24 protein-coding genes are annotated in these 21,487 nt (G+C 71.4%); 12 read left to right on the top strand and 12 right to left on the bottom strand.

The annotated features are described in order from the left end of the window. Positions 1-9: 9 nt before the first annotated feature. Positions 10-1,080 carry an FUSC family protein gene (locus tag ABIA35_RS42415; RefSeq protein ID WP_370361748.1) on the bottom strand — a complete coding sequence of 357 codons (1,071 nt, stop codon included), beginning with the start codon at positions 1,078-1,080 and terminating at the stop codon, positions 10-12. A 99-nt stretch (positions 1,081-1,179) separates the two neighbouring features. Here ABIA35_RS42415 and ABIA35_RS42410 point away from each other — a divergent pair, with 99 nt between their 5' ends. From ABIA35_RS42410 to ABIA35_RS42400, 3 genes are read left to right on the top strand one after another with little or no spacing between them, the layout of a single operon-like run. Beyond that, positions 1,180-1,488 (top strand): L-rhamnose mutarotase, encoded by a 309-nt coding sequence (locus ABIA35_RS42410; protein ID WP_370361747.1) that lies wholly within the window; start codon positions 1,180-1,182, stop codon positions 1,486-1,488. Positions 1,489-1,490: 2 nt separating this feature from the next. Next, a complete protein-coding gene (locus tag ABIA35_RS42405) occupies positions 1,491-2,330 on the top strand; it encodes an amidohydrolase (RefSeq protein ID WP_370361746.1) in 840 nt (279 codons plus the stop codon). A 33-nt stretch (positions 2,331-2,363) separates the two neighbouring features. Next, on the top strand, positions 2,364-2,774 hold the full coding sequence (locus ABIA35_RS42400; protein ID WP_370361744.1) for a hypothetical protein: 411 nt from the start codon (positions 2,364-2,366) through the stop codon (positions 2,772-2,774). Between the two features lie 8 nt (positions 2,775-2,782). Here the strand turns inward: ABIA35_RS42400 and ABIA35_RS42395 are convergent, their stop codons facing one another. After that, positions 2,783-3,601: a TrmH family RNA methyltransferase gene (locus tag ABIA35_RS42395; RefSeq protein ID WP_370336557.1), complete on the bottom strand. Its 819-nt coding sequence runs from the start codon at positions 3,599-3,601 to the stop codon at positions 2,783-2,785. 17 nt (positions 3,602-3,618) lie between these two features. On the opposite strand from ABIA35_RS42395, the gene ABIA35_RS42390 reads away from it, so the two are divergent. Next, positions 3,619-4,473, top strand: coding sequence for a class I SAM-dependent methyltransferase (locus ABIA35_RS42390; RefSeq protein ID WP_370361743.1), 855 nt, complete (start codon positions 3,619-3,621; stop codon positions 4,471-4,473). A gap of 142 nt (positions 4,474-4,615) precedes the next feature. Here ABIA35_RS42390 and ABIA35_RS42385 read toward each other — a convergent pair whose 3' ends face one another. The 8 genes from ABIA35_RS42385 to ABIA35_RS42350 form a co-directional block, all read right to left on the bottom strand. After that, on the bottom strand, positions 4,616-5,422 hold the full coding sequence (locus ABIA35_RS42385) for an NAD(P)-dependent oxidoreductase (RefSeq protein ID WP_370361742.1): 807 nt from the start codon (positions 5,420-5,422) through the stop codon (positions 4,616-4,618). A gap of 55 nt (positions 5,423-5,477) precedes the next feature. Beyond that, positions 5,478-6,257: a hypothetical protein gene (locus ABIA35_RS42380; RefSeq protein ID WP_370336563.1), complete on the bottom strand. Its 780-nt coding sequence runs from the start codon at positions 6,255-6,257 to the stop codon at positions 5,478-5,480. Continuing rightward, positions 6,254-7,369 carry a globin domain-containing protein gene (locus ABIA35_RS42375; protein ID WP_370361741.1) on the bottom strand — a complete coding sequence of 372 codons (1,116 nt, stop codon included), beginning with the start codon at positions 7,367-7,369 and terminating at the stop codon, positions 6,254-6,256. Before ABIA35_RS42375 ends, ABIA35_RS42380 begins: the two co-directional genes overlap by 4 nt. 5 nt (positions 7,370-7,374) lie before the next feature. After that, positions 7,375-7,758, bottom strand: a complete 384-nt coding sequence (locus tag ABIA35_RS42370; protein WP_370336566.1) for a group 1 truncated hemoglobin — start codon at positions 7,756-7,758, stop codon at positions 7,375-7,377. A gap of 279 nt (positions 7,759-8,037) precedes the next feature. After that, positions 8,038-8,901 (bottom strand): M48 family metalloprotease, encoded by an 864-nt coding sequence (locus ABIA35_RS42365; protein ID WP_370361740.1) that lies wholly within the window; start codon positions 8,899-8,901, stop codon positions 8,038-8,040. Between the two features lie 168 nt (positions 8,902-9,069). Then, entirely contained in the window at positions 9,070-10,329 is a 1,260-nt protein-coding gene (locus ABIA35_RS42360; protein ID WP_370361739.1) for a glycohydrolase toxin TNT-related protein, read from the bottom strand. A gap of 103 nt (positions 10,330-10,432) precedes the next feature. Further along, positions 10,433-11,227, bottom strand: coding sequence for an alpha/beta fold hydrolase (locus tag ABIA35_RS42355; RefSeq protein WP_370336572.1), 795 nt, complete (start codon positions 11,225-11,227; stop codon positions 10,433-10,435). Between the two features lie 93 nt (positions 11,228-11,320). Next, complete coding sequence (locus ABIA35_RS42350; RefSeq protein WP_370336574.1) at positions 11,321-13,042, bottom strand: dolichyl-phosphate-mannose--protein mannosyltransferase; 1,722 nt, start codon at positions 13,040-13,042, stop codon at positions 11,321-11,323. 68 nt (positions 13,043-13,110) lie between these two features. Between ABIA35_RS42350 and rsmI the strand changes: the two genes are divergently transcribed. The 3 genes from rsmI to ABIA35_RS42335 all read left to right on the top strand — a co-directional run bounded on the left by rsmI (position 13,111) and on the right by ABIA35_RS42335 (position 14,595). Next, a complete protein-coding gene (gene rsmI / locus ABIA35_RS42345) occupies positions 13,111-13,986 on the top strand; it encodes a 16S rRNA (cytidine(1402)-2'-O)-methyltransferase (protein ID WP_370361738.1) in 876 nt (291 codons plus the stop codon). Positions 13,987-14,071: 85 nt separating this feature from the next. Next, positions 14,072-14,338, top strand: coding sequence for a type II toxin-antitoxin system Phd/YefM family antitoxin (locus tag ABIA35_RS42340; RefSeq protein ID WP_370336578.1), 267 nt, complete (start codon positions 14,072-14,074; stop codon positions 14,336-14,338). Continuing rightward, positions 14,335-14,595: a Txe/YoeB family addiction module toxin gene (locus ABIA35_RS42335; RefSeq protein ID WP_370361736.1), complete on the top strand. Its 261-nt coding sequence runs from the start codon at positions 14,335-14,337 to the stop codon at positions 14,593-14,595. The genes ABIA35_RS42340 and ABIA35_RS42335 overlap by 4 nt, the downstream gene beginning before the upstream one ends. A gap of 21 nt (positions 14,596-14,616) precedes the next feature. Here ABIA35_RS42335 and ABIA35_RS42330 read toward each other — a convergent pair whose 3' ends face one another. Both ABIA35_RS42330 and ABIA35_RS42325 read right to left on the bottom strand, forming a co-directional pair. Beyond that, complete coding sequence (locus ABIA35_RS42330) at positions 14,617-14,988, bottom strand: type II toxin-antitoxin system death-on-curing family toxin (RefSeq protein ID WP_370336582.1); 372 nt, start codon at positions 14,986-14,988, stop codon at positions 14,617-14,619. After that, positions 14,985-15,170, bottom strand: a complete 186-nt coding sequence (locus tag ABIA35_RS42325) for a hypothetical protein (protein WP_370361734.1) — start codon at positions 15,168-15,170, stop codon at positions 14,985-14,987. The genes ABIA35_RS42330 and ABIA35_RS42325 overlap by 4 nt, the downstream gene beginning before the upstream one ends. Before the next feature lie 86 nt (positions 15,171-15,256). Here ABIA35_RS42325 and metG point away from each other — a divergent pair, with 86 nt between their 5' ends. The 5 genes from metG (at position 15,257) to ABIA35_RS42300 (ending at position 21,426) form a co-directional block, all read left to right on the top strand. Next, complete coding sequence (metG, locus tag ABIA35_RS42320; RefSeq protein ID WP_370361733.1) at positions 15,257-17,074, top strand: methionine--tRNA ligase; 1,818 nt, start codon at positions 15,257-15,259, stop codon at positions 17,072-17,074. Between the two features lie 103 nt (positions 17,075-17,177). After that, positions 17,178-18,023, top strand: a complete 846-nt coding sequence (locus ABIA35_RS42315; protein ID WP_370361758.1) for a TatD family hydrolase — start codon at positions 17,178-17,180, stop codon at positions 18,021-18,023. 208 nt (positions 18,024-18,231) lie between these two features. Further along, entirely contained in the window at positions 18,232-19,362 is a 1,131-nt protein-coding gene (locus tag ABIA35_RS42310; protein ID WP_370361732.1) for a ubiquitin-like domain-containing protein, read from the top strand. A 49-nt stretch (positions 19,363-19,411) separates the two neighbouring features. Further along, the gene (gene rsmA / locus ABIA35_RS42305; RefSeq protein WP_370361731.1) at positions 19,412-20,476 is read left to right on the top strand and encodes a 16S rRNA (adenine(1518)-N(6)/adenine(1519)-N(6))-dimethyltransferase RsmA; all 1,065 of its coding nucleotides are present in this window, start codon (positions 19,412-19,414) and stop codon (positions 20,474-20,476) included. After that, positions 20,473-21,426, top strand: a complete 954-nt coding sequence (locus ABIA35_RS42300; RefSeq protein WP_370361730.1) for a 4-(cytidine 5'-diphospho)-2-C-methyl-D-erythritol kinase — start codon at positions 20,473-20,475, stop codon at positions 21,424-21,426. The genes rsmA and ABIA35_RS42300 overlap by 4 nt, the downstream gene beginning before the upstream one ends. Positions 21,427-21,487 lie beyond the last annotated feature (61 nt).

Genomic DNA, 21,487 nt, shown 5'->3' with positions numbered 1-21,487 from the left:
CCCTATCCTTCAGCCCTGTCTGCTTGACCACATCCGCCACGGCAGGTAGCCCACGCACAGCCCGATCGCGCAGCCGATCAGCGTGTCCAGGGCGCGTTCGCGCAGCACCGCCCACGAGATGTCGTTGCCGAGCTCGTTCAGCATCGTGATCAGCGGGGTCATCACGGCGGCGTAGGCGGTGTAGTTGGCCAGCTTCAGATACGGCCGCACCGCCCCGATGACGCCGATCAGCGCCACGATGCCCCAGGTCGGCAGCACCCCGATCAGCCCGCCGCCGACCAGCACGCCGATCGTCGTGCCCAGGCCGCGCTCCAGCGCGCGCATCGGCGCCGCGGCCTCGTCGCGCAGGACCACCAGCGAGACCGTCAGCGCGATCCAGTACGAGTGCGCGCCGGGCCGGAACTGCGCGACCACCTCGGCCACCGCCATCGATGCGGTCAGGCGTACCGCGTACTGCCAGCCGTGCCACGTGTGCAACTCGGCGCGCCACTTCGGCACGTCCCGCCGGAACGGCCACTCCGGCCCCGGCGGCCCCTCCAGTTCTCTGCGCCGAAGGGGTGACAGCGCGCGGCCCAGGGCGTGGGTGCCGAGGGTGAGCGCGGCGGCTGTCGCCATGCCCAGCAGGACGTACAGCAGGATGTGCCCGGGCGAATCGGGGCCCGTGCCCAGGTGCGCGCCGATGACGGTGAACACCGTCGCGATCGCGGCGATCCGCGCCTCCAGCGTCCCGATGCCGCCGAGCAGCGCCGCCGCGCAGGCCACCGCCACGATCCAGACGCCGGCCACGCCGCCTTGCGCGCCGAGCACCGCCCCGAGCCAGACCACGAGCGCGCCGACCGCGGCCGTCGCGCCGAGGTCGGCGCCGCGGGCCTTCCACCCGCCGTCGTGCCCGGCCGAGCTGACCAGCAGCGCGCCCAGGACCGCGGTCAGGCCCTCGGACAGGTGGCCGGTCGCCGCGCCGACCGCGACCGGGAGCGCCAGCGCGATCCCGGACAGGACCAGCCGCGTGGCGTCGATCTCGATGCGCTGGAAGCGGACGAGGCGCGCGGCGTGGTCTTTGACCGGGGTCGGGTCCCTCACCTCAGCCATTGGACGTGGTCGTTCCACCGTGCGCAAAAGGGCACTAGACTCGCGGCCGATCAGGGAAAGATCCGATGTATTTCACGATGAGGGGTTCAAGTGCGGGTCGCCATCCACACCCGGCTGAAGCCGGAGGGCATCACAGGGTACGAACAGGCACACGACGACATCCCGCCGGAGATCCCGGAACTGCTGCGGGCCGGCGGCTGCACGGCGTGGACGATCTGGCGCAACGGCGTGGACCTGTTCCACCTGGTCGAGTGCGAGGACTGGGAAGCGCTGAAGGCGTTCCTGGCCGACAAGGAGGCCGATCACGCGTGGCAGGCGCGGGTCGGGGCATTCCGTGACTTCTCGCTCGCCGGCGGAGACGAGCCGCTGCCGGTGATCTTCACACTGCCGGAGGGCTGAGGATGCGGATCGTCGACGCGCACCACCATCTGTGGGATCTGGCGGTCCGGGACCAGCCATGGACGGCGGAACTGCCCGCCCTGCGCCGCAGCTTCCACCTGGCCGACCTGGAGCCGCTGGCCGCCGCGGCCGGGGTCTCGGCGACAGTGCTGGTGCAGACCATCCACGCGGTCGACGAGACCCCGGAGATGCTGGAGCTGGCCGAGACATCGGATCTCATCGCCGGGGTGGTGGGCTGGACCGACGTCGCCGCGCCGACCTTCGGCGAGCGGCTGAGCGAACTGCTCTCCGGCGTCGGCGGACGCCGGCTGGTGGGCATCCGGCACCAGGTGCAGGAACTGCCGGACGGCGCCTGGCTGACTGAGCCGGACACGCTCAGGGGCCTGCGCCAACTGGCGCCGACCGGGCTGGCCTTCGACCTGATCGTGCGCGCCGACCAGCTCCCGGCCTGCGTGGCCGCCGCGCGCGCCGTGCCGGACCTCCGCTTCGTCCTGGACCACCTGGGCAAGCCGCCGATCGCGGCCGGCGACCGCGAGCCGTGGGCCACGGATGTCAGGGCCCTGGCAGAATTGCCGAACGTCAGCTGCAAGCTGTCCGGCATGGTTACCGAGGCGGACCCGGAGCACTGGACGGTCGCGGACCTGCGGCCCTACGCCGACGTGGTGCTGGAGGCGTTCGGGCCCGAGCGCGTGATGTTCGGCAGCGACTGGCCGGTGAGCACGCTCGGCGCGAGTTACCCACAGGTTGTGGAAACCGCGACGCTGCTGACGGCCGAGCTGTCCGAGGCCGAGCGCGAAGCGGTGTTCGGCGGCACCGCGACGGCGATCTACGGGCTGGCGTAGCTGTTCACCAGCCGACCTGGATAGCGTGGCGCCGTGACTGAGCGCTGGGAGACGGTCGAGGCGATCAACGCCGCGCGGGCCGCGATGGAGCAACGCCTCGGCTGGGAGCAGCCGGCGGCGTGGGGACTGCTGACGCCGGACGGCGCCGTCGTGCGCGCGAACGTGCGCGGCGGCTACCTCCCGGGCGTCGCCGTGGCCACGGTGGTGGGGTACCGCAGCGGCACCGGGTCGTATCCGCTGCCGGCTGCGGCGATCGCAGAGGCGATCGCCATGGTCGAGCCGGGCGAGGCGTGTACTGACATCCCGCACCCGAACCTCGCGGTGCTGCGGTCGCTCAGCGGCCGGGACGTTGTGGTGGCGTTCGTTTCCGAGGCGGATTTCGCCGCGGACGCCGCAGACCGTTACGTTGCCGCGCTGATGACCGAGATCCGCCGGGCCGCCTGACCGATCGCCTACCGCCGCCTCCGCTGCCGCGCCGCTTCGTACAAGACCACCGTGGCCGCGTTGGCGGCGTTCAGCGAACTCGCCGTCCCGCTCATCGGGATGCTCAGTACGCGGTCGCAGGCCTCGCGCCAGGCCGTGCTCATCCCCACGGCCTCGTTGCCGACCACGATCAGGGTCGGGGCGCAGAAGTCGTAGTCCTCGATGTCGGTGTCGCCGTTCTCGTCGGTGCCGACGATGGTGACGCCGGTTCCGGACAGCCATTCCAGGACTTCGCGGTGCGATTGGGTGCGGACGGTCGGCAGGCCGAACAGGGAGCCGGTGCTGGCGCGCACGGTGCGCGGGTCGTAGACGTCGGCGGCGTGGCCGGTGACGACCAGGCCGGCGGCGCCGAAGGCGTCCGCGGAGCGGATCAGGGTGCCGAGGTTGCCGGGCTGGGACGGGCGGTCGAAGGCGATGCCGAGGAAGTCGTCGGTGAGGCGGACGCGGGTGAGGTCGTCCGGGGGCATGGCGACCACGGCGAGCAGTTCGGGGGCGGTGTCCTGGTCCTTCTCGCCGAGTTCGGCCAGCATGTCGCCGGGGAGTGCGACCACCTCGGCGTCGGCCACGGCGACCGCGTCGATGTAGTCCTCGGCCCAGCGGGAGAGGCGGCGGTCGGCGTCGACCAGGAGTTCCTCGATGCCCCAGCCCTGTTCGGCGGCCAGGGTCAGGGGCCTGACGCCCTGGACCAGGAAGCGGCCCGCGCGCTGGCGCTTCTGGCGGTTGGTGAGCAGGGTCTGCCATTGCTGGAACCTGGCGTTGCGGGAAGCCACCCGTTGGTGTGCGCGCATCCCGCTAGGCTACCGGCGTGTCCAAGTCCGAAGATCCATCGACATCCTCCGTATCCGAGACCTTCGACGAGGCAGAGCGCGTGCTGTGGGCCGACGCCGGTTCCGGCTACGACGCCGTCTACGCCTCCTTGTGCGCGTACACGATTCCCGCTCTGCTCGACGGCGCCGCCGTCTCGGCCGGCAGCACCCTGCTCGATGTGGGCACCGGGACGGGCACCGTGGCCCGGGCCGCTGTGGCGCGCGGGGCCAGGGTGACGGCCGTCGACGCCGAGCCCTCGATGCTCGACCTGGCGCGGATGAAGGCGCCGGAGGCCGAGTTCCTGCTGGCGGTCGTGCCGGACCTGCCGTTCGAGCCGGGGACGTTCGACGCGGTGGCCGGCAACTTCGTGCTGGACCACTTCGGGCGGCCGAAGGTCGCGCTGCGGGCACTGCGGGACGTGGCCAAGGTCGGCGGCCGGGTGGCGTTCACCCTGTGGCCCGCGGAGCGCTCCGCCGGGCGGAGCGTGTTCTCCCGGACCGGCGCGGCGACCGAGGGCTGGATCCCGCGGCAGATGCCGCCGCTGGTCCTGGCCGACGACTACCCGCGGACCGAGGAGGGCCTGGCCGGGCTGTTCCGCGAGGTGGGACTGGCGGACGTCACCACCAGCGTGATCGACTGGGACCATCTCACCACCGCGGACGAGTGGTGGATGTCGATGGGGTCCGGCGTCGGGCCGTCCGGCCGGAACTACCAGGCGCAGGCCCCCGAGGTCCGCGCCGCTTTCCGCGAGACCTATCTGCGGGTCGCCGCCGAGCTGACGGACGAGGACGGGACCCTGCGGCTCCCGTACCGCGCGCTCTTGGCAGTCGGGACCGTGGTCGACAGCGAGTAGAACCAGGCGCACCCTGAACGCACGGGGCCGGGCCGCTGTTTCGGGGCGGCCCGACCTCGTGCCCGCGTGGCCGTGGCCTCGTGCCCGGCCTCATGTCCGGCCTCGTGCCGGCCGGGCCGCAGCCGCGTTCTCGAAGGTCTGATCAGCGCTTCTCGTTCAAAGCCCGCACCGCTTCGCCGAGATCGGCGTCCGGATCCGGGACCGCCTCCAGCGCCCGGTGCGCGGCGGCGATCACCGGCAGGTCCAGGACCTCGCCGGCCAGGCGCAGGTCCTTGGCGGCCATCTCGGCGGAGAAGTCGACGCCGGTGGCGAAGGCGCGGGCCACGAGTCCGGCCAGCGGACTGCCCTCCAGCACCGCGCGCGGATCGGCGATGCCCAGCCGCTCGGCCAGCGCCAGCGCCTCGCCGACCACGGCCACCCCGGCGACGATGCCGCTGATCAGCACCAGCTTGCGGGCCGAGCCGCTGCCGGGGCCGCCGCATTCGGTGACGTTGCCGAACAGCCTCAGCAGCTCGGCCGCGCGGGCCAGGTCCTCGGGGGTGCCGCCGGCCAGGACCGCCAGCGTGCCGTTCTCGGCACGGTCCACGCTGCCCATCACCGGGGCGTCGACCAGGCCGGCCGAAGCCGGGATCAGACCCCTGATCCGCTCGGTCCCGTCCGGCCCGATCGTGGACATCTCGACCAGGACCGCGTCCGGGCGCAGCGCGCCGGCGAAGGACTCGGCCACCGCGGCCACGGCGGCGGGGTCGGACAGCATCGTCACCACGAACTCCGCGCCGGCCACCGCTTCGGCCGGCGCGGCCGCCGCGCCCGCGCCGAGCGCGACCAGCGGTTCGGCGCGCGCGGGCGTCCGGTTCCACACCACGACCTCGTAGCCGGCGCCGATCAGGCGGGCCGCCATCGGCGCGCCCATCGCCCCCAGCCCCAGGAAAGCAACCTTTGTCGTCATGGTTCCCAGCCTAGGCAGGGGTGCGAGGGCGTGCCTGGTCGTGCGGCGACCAGTGTCAGGCAGTACCCGGCAGCGCGGAGCCGGCGTGGTAGCCGGCGACCCCGGCCATGCCGGGCATGCCGGGCATGCCGGCCGGCGGGGCGCCCGCGCCGGCCGGGGGGTTCCGGCTCAGCGCGTCGAAGGCCTGGTGGATGTTCTTGATCATCACGTGCACCTCCTCGCGGGCCTTCTCCAGCGCGCCCTCCACCTGCACGCCGAAGGCGACACCGAACGCCTTGAGGAACTCCAGCTGCTGCTCCAGCGACTTCAGGCTGGTCGAGAGCTGCTCGCTGCGCCGCTGGAACGCCGACTCCGCCGCCAGCAGGCCCTGGCGGTGTCCCTCGTTCACCGTCACCGCGTACTGGTTGCGGGCGTATTCCGTGACGTTGCGGACGTACTCCTCGGCCGCGCGGATCTGCTCCTCGGCCTGGCGCTGCGCCATCGCGATCGCGTTGACCGCGGCGGCGGTGACCCGCTGCTCCGGGGCGAAGGAGGTGGGCGCCGCAGTGGGCGCGGCCGCTGCGCCGCCGTTGGCCGGGTCGCTGCCGGCGTAGGAGGTGCGCAGCTGGTTGGTCAGCTCGTCGTTGCGCTGCCGCAGCTCGGCCTCGATCTGCGCGGCGGCCTGCAACTCGCCGAGCACGCGCCGCTTGAAGCGGAGCACGCCCTCCTCGTCGTAGCCGCGGTGGGTCAGGCCGGCGCGCGGGAAGTCCCAGGCGTCGATCTGCTCGGCGCTGAGCCGTTCCGGACGCCGGGCGCCTGCGCCGCCCGGTCCTCCGTCGTACTCATTGAAGCTCACGGCTGACTCTCCTCCAGGTGGATGGCCCCCGGGATCACTCCCGCTTCCTTCAACCGGGCCGCGGCGTGCTCGCACATGCCGGCCGAGCCGACGATGAAGACCTCGTGGCCGGGCCAGTTCCCGTAGGCCGCCGCGGCGTCGCCGACCAGGCCGTGCCGGCCCTCCCAGGCGGCGTCGTCGGAGACCACCGGGATCACGCTGAGCCAGGCGTGGTGCGCGGCCAGCTGCTCCAGGCGCGGCAGGTCGTACAGGTCGCTGGCGATGCGGGCGCCGTAGAACACGGTGACGTGCCGTCCGTGGTCGGGCGTCTGCGCCAGTTCCTCGACGATCGCGCGCAGCGGGGCGATCCCGGTGCTGCCGGCGATCAGCAGCAGGTCGGTGCGGGGCGCGGTAGAGGCCAGGGTGAGCTGGTGGCCCACCGGCGGGCCCAGGCGCAGCCGGTCGCCCACGCCCATGATGTTCACCAGCTGCCAGGAGACCGTGCCGATCAGTTTCACGTGCAGCTCGATCAACCCGTCCTGGCGGGGCGGGTTGGCCGGGGTGTAGAAGCGCCAGCGGGCCGGCGCCATCGCCGTCTCCAGCGTCATGGACTGCCCGGCGGTGTAGGGGTAGGGCTGCCGGGTGGCGATGGTGACCCGCGCGATGTCGCGCCGGCCGCCGAGCACCTCGTGCGCCACGACTTCGGCCTCCCACCACGGCGGGGTGCTCTCCGCGGCCGCGGCGGCGGCGTCGTTCATCACGCCGGCGACGATGCCGTAGGCCTCGGTCCAGGACTCGGCGACCGCCGGCGTCCAGTCCGGCCCCAGGAACTGCTCGAGGGTGGCCAACAGGCTCGCGCCGACAGCCGGGTAATGGCCGGGCTCCACCGCGAACTTGCGGTGGTCCCGGCCCAGGCCCTGCAGGAACGGCACGGCCGCGTCGAGGTTGTCGACGTTGGCCACGACGGCTCCGAGGGCGGCGACCAGCCGGTCGCGCTGTGCCGCCATGGAAGGCGGGAACATCGGGCGCACCTCGGGGTGGCTGAGGAACAGGTGGCCGTAGAAGAACAACGGCACCTGCTCTCCGTACTGGGCGACCTTCGCCCAGGAGGTGCGCAGGAGGTGCGGATCCACCACGACTACGCGGCCACCACGAAGGGCTGCACGGTGGCCAGCACGCCCTCGATGGTCTCGACGATGTCGGCCGGGACCTCGAACTCCTCCAGCGTGTCCAGCAGGACCTTGCCGGTCAGCTCGAAGTCGGACTCCGAGACGCCCAGGCCCGAGTGCGCCTCGGTGAGGTAGCCGGCCAGGTCTATCTCGGTGTTGGCGCCGGGGCCGCCGAGCACGACCTTGAGCACCTCCGCCAGGTGCGGCTTGATGTCGTCCACCGCGACGTTCTCGAAGAAGCCGGAGAGCTGCGGCTCGTCGAGCACGCCCTCGTAGAAGCGGTCGAGCACGGCCTTGACGGCCGGCTCCCCGCCGACGCGCTCCCACTGGGACTGGGTCTGGCTCTCGGTCATGGCGCGGGTCCTTCCGAATGCATGCGAAGTCAGGGGGATGGCACTGCCCGGAAAACCCGCGAAGCATAGCAGGCATTAATCAAAAGACTCGAACATTCGTAGTTGATCAGTCCGTGACCTTGGGAGGACTGAAATCAATAGCCTGATATCAGGGGAGAGTACTGCGATGACCGCCCTCCCGCCCTGCGTAAGGGCTGCGTAAAGGCGCTGACGGCTACAACGCGACGGCCGGGCCCGCCGCGAGGCGTGACCCGGCCGTCATCGACCGAAGATGAGTTTTCAATCGTTCTTCGACATCTGCGCGGACATCTTGGTGAGCCGATCCAGGCGAGCCTGAGTGGTCGGATGTGTGGAGAGCACGTGGTGCGCGGTGGTCTTCGCGGCGGTCACCGGCGCGAAGTAGAACGCGTTCAGAGCGCCGGCCTTGCGCAGGTCGGTCTGCGGGATCCCGCCGCCGCCGTGCACCTTCGCCTCGACCTTCGCCAGGGCGGAGGCCAGGGCCGAGGGGTTGCCGGTCAGCTGCGCCGCCGAGCGGTCGGCGGCGAACTCGCGGTAGCGGGACAGCGAGCGGGTCAGGACCAGGGAGACGAACCAGGTGGCGGCGGCCAGCGCGATCAGGCCGATGGCCGCGACGATGATGTGCCACAGGCCGCGGGCCCGGCCGCCGATGTAGATGAAGCGCAGCCCGACCCGGGCGACCAGGCCGGCCAGGACGCCGACGAACGCGGCCACGGTCATCACCGCGGCGTCGCCGTGCTGGACGTGCGAGAGTTCGTGGGCGATGACGCCCTCGAGCTCCGGCGGCTCCAGCGTGTCCAGCAGCCCGCGGGTCACGCACAGGGTCGCGTCGCCCTTGGAGCGGCCGACCGCGCAGGCGTTCGGGACCCGGGACTCGGCCACGGCCAGGGCCGGCTTCTTCATGCCGGACAGCGCGCACAGCCGGTCGACCACGGCGTGCAGCTCCGGTTCCTCCTCGGCGGTGACCACGCGGGCACCCATGGTGCGCAGCGCGACCTTGCCGGAGGTCAGGATCTGGAACATGGCGAAGGCGACGACCACGGCGAGCCCGAGCGGCCAGGCGCGCCCCATGAAGCGGATCATCAGGAAGATGGCGCCGCCGTAGACGGCGGCCAGCAGCACCATCACGGACAGCATCCGCGTGCTGAGGTTTCGGTCGGCCCGGAAGCGGGCGGCCGTTCGGCGATCTGAGAGCGAAGAGGACACTGCGTCACCTCGACAGCGCGTATTACGGCTTTTAACTGGAAAACGCGTGACCAGTGTCGCGCGTTCCCGATCTGCTGTCGAGGAACCTCAGGACGGGGCGACCGTGGCGGAGGGGATTTCCACCAGAACGCCCTCATGGAGAAGGTCCCTTATAGAGCGCGGCAACAGGTACGCCATTCCGCCACCCGGCTGACCGAACCACGGGATCGCGGTACCGGTGAGGGCACGCAGCGGGTCACGGACCCGGTACACCCGGTAGGGCCGCTCTACGTAGTCCGGCGGCAGGGACCGGTGCGGGTATCTGGTGCGGGCCGCATAGACGGTGTTGCCCAGTTGGTCCCCGAAACGGTCGACCTCCGTGCCCGGGGTCAAGATCGTGAGGCGCTGGTCGGTGTAGAGCGTGGTCGGCGGGTCGCCGGCCATCGGGGTGATCGGCGGGCCGGCGAGCATCTCGGCCAGCGGGTCGGCGCTGCGGCCGGGGAGTGCCGCCTGGCTGGTGTGCTTGGGCAGCGCTCCGCGTTCGGCGGAGGCCAGGAGCAGGACGCCGGCGAAGTGGATCGCCGCCTGCTCGGGGTTGTCGAAGGAGCCGGCGAAGCGGCGCCGGCCGCCGTCGGCCAGGAAGATGGACCAGCGGCCGTCGTCCGGGATCAGGCAGACCGCGCCGTCGGTGACGGTGCCGATGGAGTACAGGTCCGGGTCGGCGTCCAGGGACTCCACGGCGTAGCCGAGGATGCGCTCCGCCTCCTCGACGGTGCTGACCTCCGGCGGGCGCGCGGCGGCGGGCTGGACCGTGCCGACCGCGACCATCATGGTCGAGGTGCCGTCTTCGGGGTTGCCGATGATCGGGTTTCCGCCGATCGGTTCGCCGACGGGAGGCGGGGGCGGCGGCGGAGGCGTCGGCGGCGCATAAGGGTTCTCTACATACGCGGTCTCGATATAAGGGTTCGCGATGTAGGGCTCCGGCTCCTGCCAACGGGGCTCGGGCTGGTAGGCCGGGGCCAGTTCCGGGCGGGCCGGCTCCGCGTACGGCAGGGGCGGTGCCGGCGGCGAATACGGTGCCGGTGGCGAATACGGCGTCGGCGGCGTAAAGGACGGCTGCGTATAAGAGCCGGGCTCATAGGGCTTCGCCCCGTACGACGAGTCGACGAACGGCGGCGGTGCTATCTCCGGCCGCGGACCGGGCGCCGCGATCGGCCGGTTCGGCGGCGGCGCCGGCTCGCCGGGTCGGGATATCGGGACCGGCTCGAGCCCGTGCGGCATCGCCGGAATCGACTCCGGTCCCGATTCGGCACGATCACGCGCGGTGGAGAGCCACGGTGTGGGTTCCTGCTGCCAGTTCTCCGTCATCAGCTGCGGTCCATCCCCCTGGTGGCAACGACGTCCCTGCCCGCGAGTCTACAAGTCGTATGGGCTGATGACAGATCTTGTATCGGGGGATACCCCGCGTGGTTCAGCGGGCCACCGCGCCGGTGGTCTCCAGAATCAGCCGGCTGACCCGCTCGGGGTCGTCGTTCATCGGCACGTGGCCGCACCCCGGCAGGTCCTCGAACCGCGCCTTCGGCAACACCCGCTTGGCCTGGGCGAACTGCCGGCGCAGCAGGATCCGGTCCTTCGTGCCCCAGGCCACGGTGGTCGGCACGTCGCTCTCGCCGGTATAACGGTAGTGCTTGGCCTCTCTGCCTATCGGCCGGAACGAGCGCCCGGCGCGCAGCGCGAGGGTGTCCTCCAGAGCCAGCTTCGGGTCCAGCGCGCGCGGCTTGCCGAAGATCATGCCGAACGCCAGAACCCGCGCGGTCTCGTGGTCGGCGACGTATCGCAGCACCGGCATCGGGGCGAAGGCGGCCGCGCGGGTCACGCTCAGGTTCCCCAGCGCCCAGGTGGTCTCCCAGCGCGTGTGCCAGAAACCGGCCGGGGAGAAGGCGGTCGCCGAGGCGGCCAGCCCGTGCCGCGCCAGCTCCAGCGCCAGGGCGCCGCCGAGGGAGTTGCCGGCCACGTGCGGCCGCTCGATCCCGAAGCCGGGGAAGGCCTCGGCGATGCGCTCCATCGCCAGGCCGATCGTCGGACGCTGGCCCGGCGCCAGCTTCATGGGGGCGGACCTGCCGAAGCCGGGGATGTCGATGGCGATGACGTCGTGGTGCTCGGCCAGGCGGTCCAGAACCGGTTCCCAGGCCTGCCAGCGGTGGCCGATGCCGTGGATCAGGAGCAGGGGTTCGCCCGAGCCGCGGCGCGCGTAGGAGAGTTCCACGTTACTGGACGGTAGCCCTTGGTGGGGCGCTGCGGAAGACGGCACAAACGAAGACAGCCCCGGCGTGTCGCCGGGGCCGCCTTCTGTGCGGAGCTAGATCCAGCTGGGCCACCACATGCGGTCCAGCCACTGGTTGTAGGTGATCGTCTGCGCCGACAGGATCGGATAGAAGTAGATGAACATCACCAGGATGTAGACGGTGATGGCCCCGGCCACGACCGCGCCCCAGACCCGCCGGTACTGGAGCGCGTCGGACCGGCCGACGATCACCCCGAGCAGGTACGCCGCCGCGATGCACATGAAGGGCACGAAGGCCACGGCGTAGAAGGTGAAGATCGTGCGGTGCTGGTAGTTCAGCCAGAACGCCCACGCGGCGAGCATCCCGCACAGGATCGAGCCGGCGCGCCAGTCGCGGCGCGCGATCCAGCGCCAGCAGCACCAGACCAGCGCCAGGGTCGCGAACCACCACAGCGGCGGCGTGCCCAGGGCCAGGACCTGCTGGTGCTGGTCGGCGGCCAGCGGCGGACAGCCCGTGGCGCCCTTGGAGCAGTAGTAGTAGTCGGTGGGGCGGCCCATGACCAGCCAGCTCCACGGGTTCGACATGTACGCGTGCGGCGAGTCCAGGTTCACGTGGAAGTGGTACGTCTGCCAGTGGTACTCCCACCAGCTTCTCAGCGCCGAGAGCACCGGGAAGTGGATCGCGTTGTTCTGCGCGGCCCACTGGCGGTAGTTGCCGTCCTTGGTGACGAACCAGCCGGTCCAGGTGGCGGTGTAGGTGGCCAGGACGATCACGCCTGTCACGACGGTCTGCCAGGTGTCGCGGCGGAAGAAGCCGGCCCAGTGGCGCCGGATGCCCACGGCGCGCAGGGCGGCGTGGTCCCACAGGAGCGACAACGCGATGAAGCAGATGATCATCGATAGGCCGCTCCACTTGACGCCGAAGTCCAGGCCCAGGCACACCGCGCCGGCGATGCGCCATGGACGCCAGCCCAGCGGCGGGGCCTTCACATCGTCCGGCAGCGTCGTGGATGGATAGGTCTCGCGCCAGTCCACGAGTCTGGAGCGCATCTTGTCGCGGTCGATCACGAAGCAGCCGAAGGCGGCCAGCGTCCAGAACATCACGAAGATGTCCAGCAGCGCGGTGCGGCTCATCACGAACTCCAGGCCGTCGCAGGCCAGGAGCAGGCCGGCCAGGCAGCCGATGAGCGTGGAGCGGAACATGCGCCGGGCGATGCGCGCGGTCATCAGGATCGCCAGCGTGCCGCAGACCGCCGGGATGAAGCGCCACCCGAACGGGGTGAAGCCGAACAGCCACTCGCCGGCGCCGATCATCCATTTGCCGACCGGCGGGTGCACCGCGTTGCCCTGGTGGTTGGCCACCAGCGTCCGCCAGATGTGCGGGTTGGCGATGATGGCCTTGTCGTCGTTGGCCATGCCGATGCCCGGGCCGTCGTCGTGCCAGCCGATCTCGTGGCCGAAGTGGATGGTGGCCCAGGCGTCCTTGGCGTAGTAGGTCTCGTCGAAGATGACCCACTTGGGCAGGCCCAGGTGCCAGAACCGCATGAACCCGCCGACCAGCATGATCAGCACCGGGAAGCCCCAGGCCACCCACCACGGCTCGCGCGCGAAGGAGGGCACCAGCCGCTCGCGCAGGGTCAGCTCGCCCTGCTCGTCGTCGCGGGGGTGCAGGTTGGGGCGCCACCAGACGCGTCCGCGCTCGCGGTGCGAGCCGCTACGGCCGCGACGGCGGCCGCCGTAGTCCTCCTCGCTGTCGTCATCCGGCAGCGAGGAACGGGTCGGGGCAAGGCTCGTCACCCGGTCATCGTAGGGAGTCGTCCGGCCGTTCGGACAGGGGATCAGCGTTTTTGGGCGAGGATGGTCACGTGACTGGAACAGAACCGACCCCGGGCCTGCTCGTCCTGGCCGGCACCCCGATCGGCCGGGACGAGGACGCCAGCCCGCGCCTGGCGGCCGAGCTGGCCTCGGCCGACGTCATCGCCACCGAGGACACCCGCCGTCTCAAGAGGCTCCTGAGGGTGCTGGACGTCACGCCCCGCGGACGCCTGGTCTCCTACTTCGAGGCCAACGAGACCGCCCGCACCCCCGACCTGGTCCAGGACCTCCTCGGCGGCGCGCGCGTCCTGGTGGTGACCGACGCCGGCATGCCCTCGGTGAGCGACCCCGGCTACCGCCTGGTCGCCGCGGCGGTCGAGGCCGGAGTCCGGGTGACGGCGGTCCCGGGCCCCTCTGCGGTCCTGACCGCCGTGGCGGTGTCGGGACTCCCGGTGGACCGCTTCTGCTTCGAGGGCTTCCTGCCGCGCAAGGGCGGCGGCCGCTCGTCGCGTCTGGCGGAACTTTCAGCCGAACCGCGCACGATGGTCTTCTTCGAGGCACCGCACCGCCTCGCCGCCTCCCTGGCGGACATGGCGGCGGCCTTCGGCGACGACCGCCCGGCGGCGGTCTGCCGCGAACTGACCAAGACCTACGAGGAGATCAAGCGCGGTGGCCTCGGTGACCTGGCGAAATGGGCCGACGAGGGCGAGGTCCGCGGCGAGATCACGGTGGTGGTCGGCGGCGCGGTGCCCGGCGCAGGCCGGGAGCTGAGCGGAGCGGAGCTCGCGGAGCTGGTGTTCGCGAAGGAGGACGCCGGCGGCCTGCGGCGGAAGGAGGCGATCGCGGAGGTCGCCGCCGAGGTGGGGCTGCCGAAGCGGGAGGTGTTCGACGCGGTGGTGGCGGCGAAGGAGTCCACTTTGGAGTGAATATCGGCGAAAAGTCGGGCGGAAATGCCCGGTGCTGTTGTACAGTTCCTTGTACTAGCAGGAACTTGTACAAGTGGAGGCTGCCGTGCGCACGCTCACCTTCTCCGACACCCGTGCCCACTTCGCGGAGACGCTGAACAAGGTCGTGGACGACCGCGAGCCGGTGACAGTGACCCGTGCCAACCGGGAGGCCGTGGTGATAATGGCCCTCGACGACTACGAGTCGATGCGGGAGACGCTGTACCTGCTCCGGTCCCCGGCCAACGCTCGGCGGCTGCTTCACTCGATCGAGGAGATGGAAGCCGGGCAGGGCAAGGTGCGCGAGCTGATCGATCCGGATGACCGCCCATGAAAGTCGTGTTCAGCTCGCGAGGCTGGGATGACTACATGTGGTGGCAGGCGGAGGATCGCAAGATCGCCAGGCGGGTGAACGCCCTGATTCAGGACATCATCCGCAAGGGGAACTCGGAGGGCATCGGCAAGCCTGAGGCCCTGAAGTACAACTTCGGCGGCTACTGGTCGCGGAGAATCAACGACGAGCACCGGCTCGTCTACCTCGTAGTGGGTGACGAGGTGCGCATCGTGCAGTGCCGTTACCACTACGGATGAAGATGTCTGTGGGGGCGGCCCTCAGCCCGTCCACCCCCGCAGCACCGCCGCGATCGCCCCGACGCCGTCCAGCTCCGAGGCCGCCGCGCGCATCACGAAGTCGACCGCCGCGTCCTCGTCCGGTGTGAAGTCGGCGCCGTTCACCGCCAGGAACGTCCGGCAGGCGACCCATGCCAGCCGCTTGTTCCCGTCGACCAGCGGGTGGTTCCGCAGGATCGAGTGCAGGATCGCCGCGGCCTTCGTGTGCAGGTCCGGGTAGGCGTCCTCGCCGAACGCCGTGGTGCGGGGGCGGTGCGCCGCCGAGTCGATCAGGCCGGTGTCGCGGATCGGGGTGTCGGGGCCGAGGGCCGCGTCGGTGATGGCGAGGAGGTCGCGGGTGGTCAGGTATCTCATACCGTCCCCAGCCTGTGGATGATCGCGGCGTCGCTGGCGATGATGCGGCGCGCGGCGGCCATCACCAGGTCGTGGTCGGCCGGCCGGTTGTCGTGGTCGGCCTGCCGGTCGGGTCCTGCGGCCTCCTCGGCCACGCGCTCGTCACAGCTCTCGTTGCCGTTCTCGACCATGTCCTCGGTCATACGTGTCGCTCCCGCCCCACGTCCACTATCTGGACCCCACCGGAACCGCACCAGGTGAGCCCCCCACGCCAGATACCCTAGGCCTCATGCCGTCCACCCAGCGCACCATCCTCACCGCCGTGGCGTGGCCCTACGCCAACGGCCCCCGCCACATCGGGCACGTCTCCGGCTTCGGCGTCCCCTCCGACGTCTTCAGCCGCTACCAGCGGATGGCGGGCAACCGGGTGCTGATGGTGAGCGGGACCGACGAGCACGGGACGCCGATCCTGGTGCAGGCCGACAAGGAGGGCGTCACCGCCCGGGAGTTGGCCGACCGGTACAACCGGGTCATCGCCGAGGACCTGCGCTCGCTCGGGCTGGCCTACGACCTGTTCACCCGGACCACCACGCGCAACCACTACGCGGTCGTGCAGGAGATCTTCAAGGGTCTGTACGACAACGGCTACATCTTCCCCAAGACCACGATGGGCGCGATCAGCCCCTCGACCGGCCGGACACTGCCCGACCGCTACATCGAGGGCACCTGCCCGATCTGCGGGTACGACGGCGCGCGCGGCGACCAGTGCGACAACTGCGGCAACCAGCTGGACCCGGACCGGCTGATCAACCCGCGTTCGCGGATCAACGGCGAGACGCCGAAGTTCATCGAGACCGAGCAGTTCTTCCTGGACCTGCCCGCGTTCGCGAGCGTCCTCGGGTCCTGGCTCCAGGAGCAGAAGACCTGGCGTCCCAACGTCCTGAAGTTCTCCCTGAACCTGCTGGACGACCTGCAGCCGCGCGCCATCTCCCGCGACCTGGACTGGGGTGTCCCGGTCCCGATGGAGGGCTGGGTCGACCGCCCCGACAAGAAGCTGTACGTCTGGTTCGACGCGGTCGTCGGCTACCTGAGCGCGTCCGTCGAGTGGGCCCGCCGCACCGGCGACCCGGACGCCTGGCGCGCCTTCTGGCAGACCGGCCCGAACGGCGAGGCGCCCAACGCCTACTACTTCATGGGCAAGGACAACATCGTCTTCCACTCGGAGATCTGGCCGGCGATGCTCCTGGGCTACGACGGCAAGGGCGACAAGAACGGCGACCCGGGCTCGCTCGGCGCGCTGAGCCTGCCGCACGAGGTCGTGAGCTCGGAGTTCCTCACCATGGAGGGCCGCAAGTTCTCCTCCAGCCGCGCCGTGGTCATCTACGTCCGCGACTTCCTGTCCCGCTACGACGCCGACGCCCTGCGCTACTACATCACCGCGGCCGGCCCGGAGACCCAGGACACCGACTTCACCTGGTCGGAGTTCCTGCGCCGCAACAACGACGAGCTGGTCGCCGGCTGGGGCAACCTGGTCAACCGGGCCATCTCGATGGCGGCCAAGAACCTCGGCGAGATCCCGGCCGCCAAGGACCTCACGCCCGAGGACGAGGCGCTGCTGGCGGCCTCGCGCGGGGCCTTCGAGGCGGTCGGCGACCTGCTGGACCGCTGCCGGTTCAAGGCCGCCCTGGCCGAGGCGATGCGCGTGGTGGCCGAGGCCAACAAGTACGTCTCCGACAACGAGCCGTGGAAGCTGGCCAAGACCGACCCCGAGCGCATGGCCACCGTCCTGCACGTCACCCTGCAGGTCGTCGACGACGCCAAGACCCTGCTGACGCCGTTCCTGCCGTTCTCCTCCGAGAAGGTCTTCCACCTGCTCGGCGGCGAGGGCACCTGGTCGGCGATGCCGGAGCTGCGCGAGGTCGAGGACCTGGACGGCGGGCCGGGCTACCCGGTGCTCACCGGCGAGTACGACCAGGCGCTGGCGCGCTGGGAGTCCACGCCGATCGAGGTCGGCCGCGCGCTGGCGCCGCCGACGCCGATCTTCAAGAAGCTGGACCCCTCGATCGTCGACGAGGAACTGGCCCGGCTCGGCGGCGAGACGGCGTAGGCGCGTGGCGGACGAGACCGTGTCGGACGAGGCAGAGGCCAAGCGCAAGCGCAAGCGGAAGTCCCGGGAGCGGGACGAGACCCCGCCCCCGGCGCCGGAGCCGCTGCCGGCCCCGGTGGGCGACAGCCACACGCACATGGACATGCAGGAGCCGGCGGCCGCGGACATCATCGCGGCCGCCGACGCGGTGAACGTGCGCACGCTGGTCCAGGTCGGCGTGGACGTCCCGTCCTCGCGCACCGCCGTGGAGCTGGCGGCCGCCTTCGAGCGCGTACACGCCGCCGTGGCCCTGCACCCGAACGAGGCCCCGCGCCTGGTCCTGGGAGACCCGGACGGCTGGTCCGGCCAGGACCGCGCGCCCGGCGGCGCCCAGGCCCTGGAGGCGGCGCTGGCCGAGATCGACAAGCTCGCGGCCGACGCGCAGGTGCGCGGCATCGGCGAGACCGGCCTGGACTACTTCCGCACCGGTCCGGAGGGCGTGCAGGCGCAGCAGGACTCCTTCCGGGCCCACATCGCGATCGCCAAGCGGCACGGCAAGGCCCTGGTGATCCACGACCGCGACGCGCATGAGGACGTCCTGCGCATCCTGATCGAAGAGGGTTCCCCCGAAACAGTGGTCTTCCACTGCTATTCGGGTGACGCCGCGATGGCCGAGGTGTGCGCCGAGAGGGGCTACTACATGTCCTTCGCCGGCAACCTGACCTACAAGGCGAACGAGGCATTGCAGGAGGCATTCCGGGTGGCCCCGCTCGACCGGATTCTGGTCGAGACCGACGCCCCGTTCCTGACGCCGCTTCCTTATAGAGGACGGCCGAACGCGCCCTACCTGGTTCCCTACACAGTCCGGGCGATGGCGGCACTGCGAGGCATCGACAGTGACACCGGTTTGGCCGAACTCTGTCAGGCCCTCGACAGCAACCTGCGCAATGCCTTCCACCTGGGGGCATGATGGCGGGATCAAATTAGTCATATCAGACGACCAACGGCCGACGTGGGTTCAAAGGGATGTCGGAGGACATCAAGCGGACGTTGGTGGCGGGTGCGGCGGAGTTGCCGCTAGTGTCACCTCGGCAGCCGGATCGACGCGAATTCAAACGGGTCTTCGAAGCCTTCGAAAGCCCGGCGTCGTAGCCGGAGGGCACTAGGTCTGGATCAGCGTGAGCAGTAGACGTTCCGCCAGCCGGCACAGCGAGGGTTCCAAGGTCAAGGTCCGCGCCGTCCAGGGCACGGTCCTTCTGGGGCTCGTCGGCGCCGCAGGAGCCTACGTCGGCTTCGAGAAGACCGTCCATTTGACCGTGGACGGCCAGGAACGCACCATCCACACGTTCGACGGCAAGGTCGCCGACGTCCTCAAGGCCCAGGGCATCGCCACCGACGCCCACGACCAGGTGGCCCCGGCCCCCGGCGACAACCTCGTGGACGGCGAGCAGATCTCGGTGCGCTACGGCCGCCAGCTCGACGTCAGCGTCGACGGCAAGGACCAGCAGATCTGGTCCACCGCGACGACCGTGTCCGAGGCGCTCGGCGACATGGGGGTCCGCGGCGGGTCGAACCCGTACCTGTCGGTCAACCGCGACCAGCCGATCGGCCGCCAGGGCCTGAGCTTCCAGGTCCGCACCGAGCGGCACGTGAACATACTCGTCGACGGCCGTTCGGTTCCGCTGGACACCACCGCGCAGACCGTGGGGCAGGCGCTGTCCCAGGCGAACATCACGCTCGCCGGCCAGGACACCGCGACCCCGGACCCGACCTCCTTCCCCACCGACGGCGAGAACATCACCGTCGACCGCGTGACCGGGACGCAGGAGACCAAGCAGGTCCCGATCGACTTCTCCACGACCCAGCAGTCGGACCCGAACTCCTACGTCGGGTCGCGGACCACGGTCACCGAGGGCGTGCCCGGCGTGCAGCAGGTCGTGTACGCGTACCTGACCGTCAACGGCGTGAAGCAGGCCCCGAAGATCGTCAGCAAGACCGTCACCAAGCAGCCGGTGAACGCGGTGGTGAAGGTCGGCACCAAGGCGGTCCCGAACACCGTGGCCGGCGCCGACAACCTGAACTGGGCCGGGGTCGCGCAGTGCGAGTCCGGCGGCAACCCCAAGTCGGTCGGCGGCGGCGGGCTGTACTTCGGGCTCTACCAGTTCTCGGTGTCGACCTGGGCCGCCATGGGCGGGTCCGGGCTGCCGTCCAACGCCACGCCGGCGGAGCAGACCTACCGGGCCAAGCTGCTGTACGTGCGCTCGGGCGCCGGGCAGTGGCCGGTCTGCGGACGGAACCTGTTCACCTAGCAGTGAAGCCGCGCTGCCGGATGAGGCAGCGCGGCTACGATGGCTGGCGATGTCCGAAACTCCGCACTCCACGCCACCGCGCACCGGTTCCGCCGAGGCTGCTGATACCGCCGGCGCCGCGGCCACAGGCCCCGGCAAGGCCACAAGCCCCGGCGATGCCGCCGCGCCCGACCGCCACCCGGCCCGCCTCCTGGGCCCGGCCGAGGTCCGCCGGCTCGCCGACAAGCTCGGCGTCTCGCCGACCAAGAAGCTCGGCCAGAACTTCGTCATCGACCCGAACACCATCCGCCGGATCGTGCGCGCCGGCGACGTCACCGCCGACGACGTGGTGGTCGAGGTCGGTCCGGGCCTGGGCTCGCTGACCCTGGGGCTGCTGGACGTCGCCCGCCGGGTGGTCGCCGTCGAGATCGACCCGGTCCTGGCCGCCGCGCTGCCGGACACCCTGGCCGAGTTCGCGCCGGGCATCGCCGCCGGCGAGGTGGAGTTCGAGCTCGTGCACTCCGACGCGCTGCGGGTCGCCGAGCTGCCCGGCCCGCCGCCGACCGCGCTGGTCGCGAACCTGCCTTACAACGTCGCAGTCCCGGTATTGCTGCACATGCTGGAGCGCTTCCCGAGCATCGAGCGCACCCTGATCATGGTCCAGGCCGAGGTCGCCGACCGGCTCGCGGCCGAGCCCGGCGGCCGGGTCTACGGCGTGCCGTCGGTCAAGGCGCGCTGGTACGCGGACGTGAAGCGGGCCGGCTCCATCGGCCGCAGCGTGTTCTGGCCGGCGCCGAACGTCGACTCCGGGCTGGTCCGCCTGGACCGCCGTGCGGTCCCGCCGACCACGCGAGCCGAGCGCCGCGACGTCTTCGCCGCCGTGGACGCCGCCTTCGCGCAGCGCCGCAAGACCCTGCGGTCGGCGCTGAGCGGCTGGGCCGGCTCCCCGGCCGCCGCCGAGCAGGCGCTGACCGCCGCCGGGATCAACCCGGGGGCCCGCGGGGAGACGCTGACCGTCGAGGAGTTCGCCCGCCTGGCGGAGCACCGACCGGAGCGGGAGACGGCAGACGGCTCGCGTACCAAAGAGCACCCGCCTCCTAAGCGGGGGGCCAATCGTTCCGAGGACACGCCATGACGGCCGCCGCGCTCAGCCCCGACGACGACACGCCCCGTCCCGGCGCGACCGAGTCCGTGACCGTCCGCGTCCCGGCGAAGGTCAATCTCGCGCTCTCAGTGGGCCCGCTGCGCCCGGACGGCTACCACGACCTGGCCACCGTCTTCCACGCCGTCGGCCTGTACGACGAGGTCAGCGCCGCCGCCTCCGACACCCTGGCGCTCACCTGCGAGGGCGAGGGCCAGGTCGAGGTGCCGCTGGACCGCACGAACCTGGCCTGGCGCGCCGCCGAGCTGCTGGCCCGGACCGCCGGCCGCGCCCCGGCCGTGCGCCTGCACCTGACCAAGGGGATCCCGGTGGCCGGCGGGATGGCCGGGGGCTCGGCCGACGCCGCCGGCGCGCTGGTCGCCTGCGACGCGCTGTGGGGCACCGGCCTGTCCCGCGACGACCTGCACGAGCTGGCCGCGCAGCTGGGCAGCGACGTCCCCTTCGCCCTCTACGGCGGCACCGCCATGGGCACCGGCCGCGGCGAGCAGATCACCCCGGTGCTGGCCCGCGGCGAGTTCCACTGGGTCTTCGCCTTCGCCCACGAGGGGCTGTCCACCCCGGCGGTCTTCCGCGAGCTGGACCGGCTCCGCGAGGCGGCCGGCGAGCACGCGGCGCCCCCGGGGGTCGACGAGGAGCTGCTGCGGGCGCTGCGGGCCGGAGACTCAACGCTGCTGGGTGCGGCGTTGCGCAACGACCTGACCCGGCCGGCCACCTCCCTGCGCCCCGACCTGCGCGCCACCCTGCAGGCCGGCCGCGAGGCCGGGGCGCTCGGGACCCTGCTGTCCGGGTCCGGCCCGACCTGCGCTTTCCTTGCCGCGGACGCCGTCTCCGCGGCCGCGGTCGCGGCCGCGCTGGAGGCGGCGCCGTCGGTCCGCGCGGTAAGGCGGGCCCTGGGGCCCGCAGCCGGTGCGCACGTGCTGTGAAGACGGCGAACGTCCCCGTGGTGCCACCGAACCAGGAACTCGCCGATACGCTTTCCCCTTG

It is taken from the genome of Catenulispora sp. MAP12-49, from assembly GCF_041262705.1.
Classification (GTDB): domain Bacteria; phylum Actinomycetota; class Actinomycetes; order Streptomycetales; family Catenulisporaceae; genus Catenulispora.
Note: the sequence above shows the minus strand (reverse complement) of the source record. Positions and strands in the feature narration are given on the sequence as shown.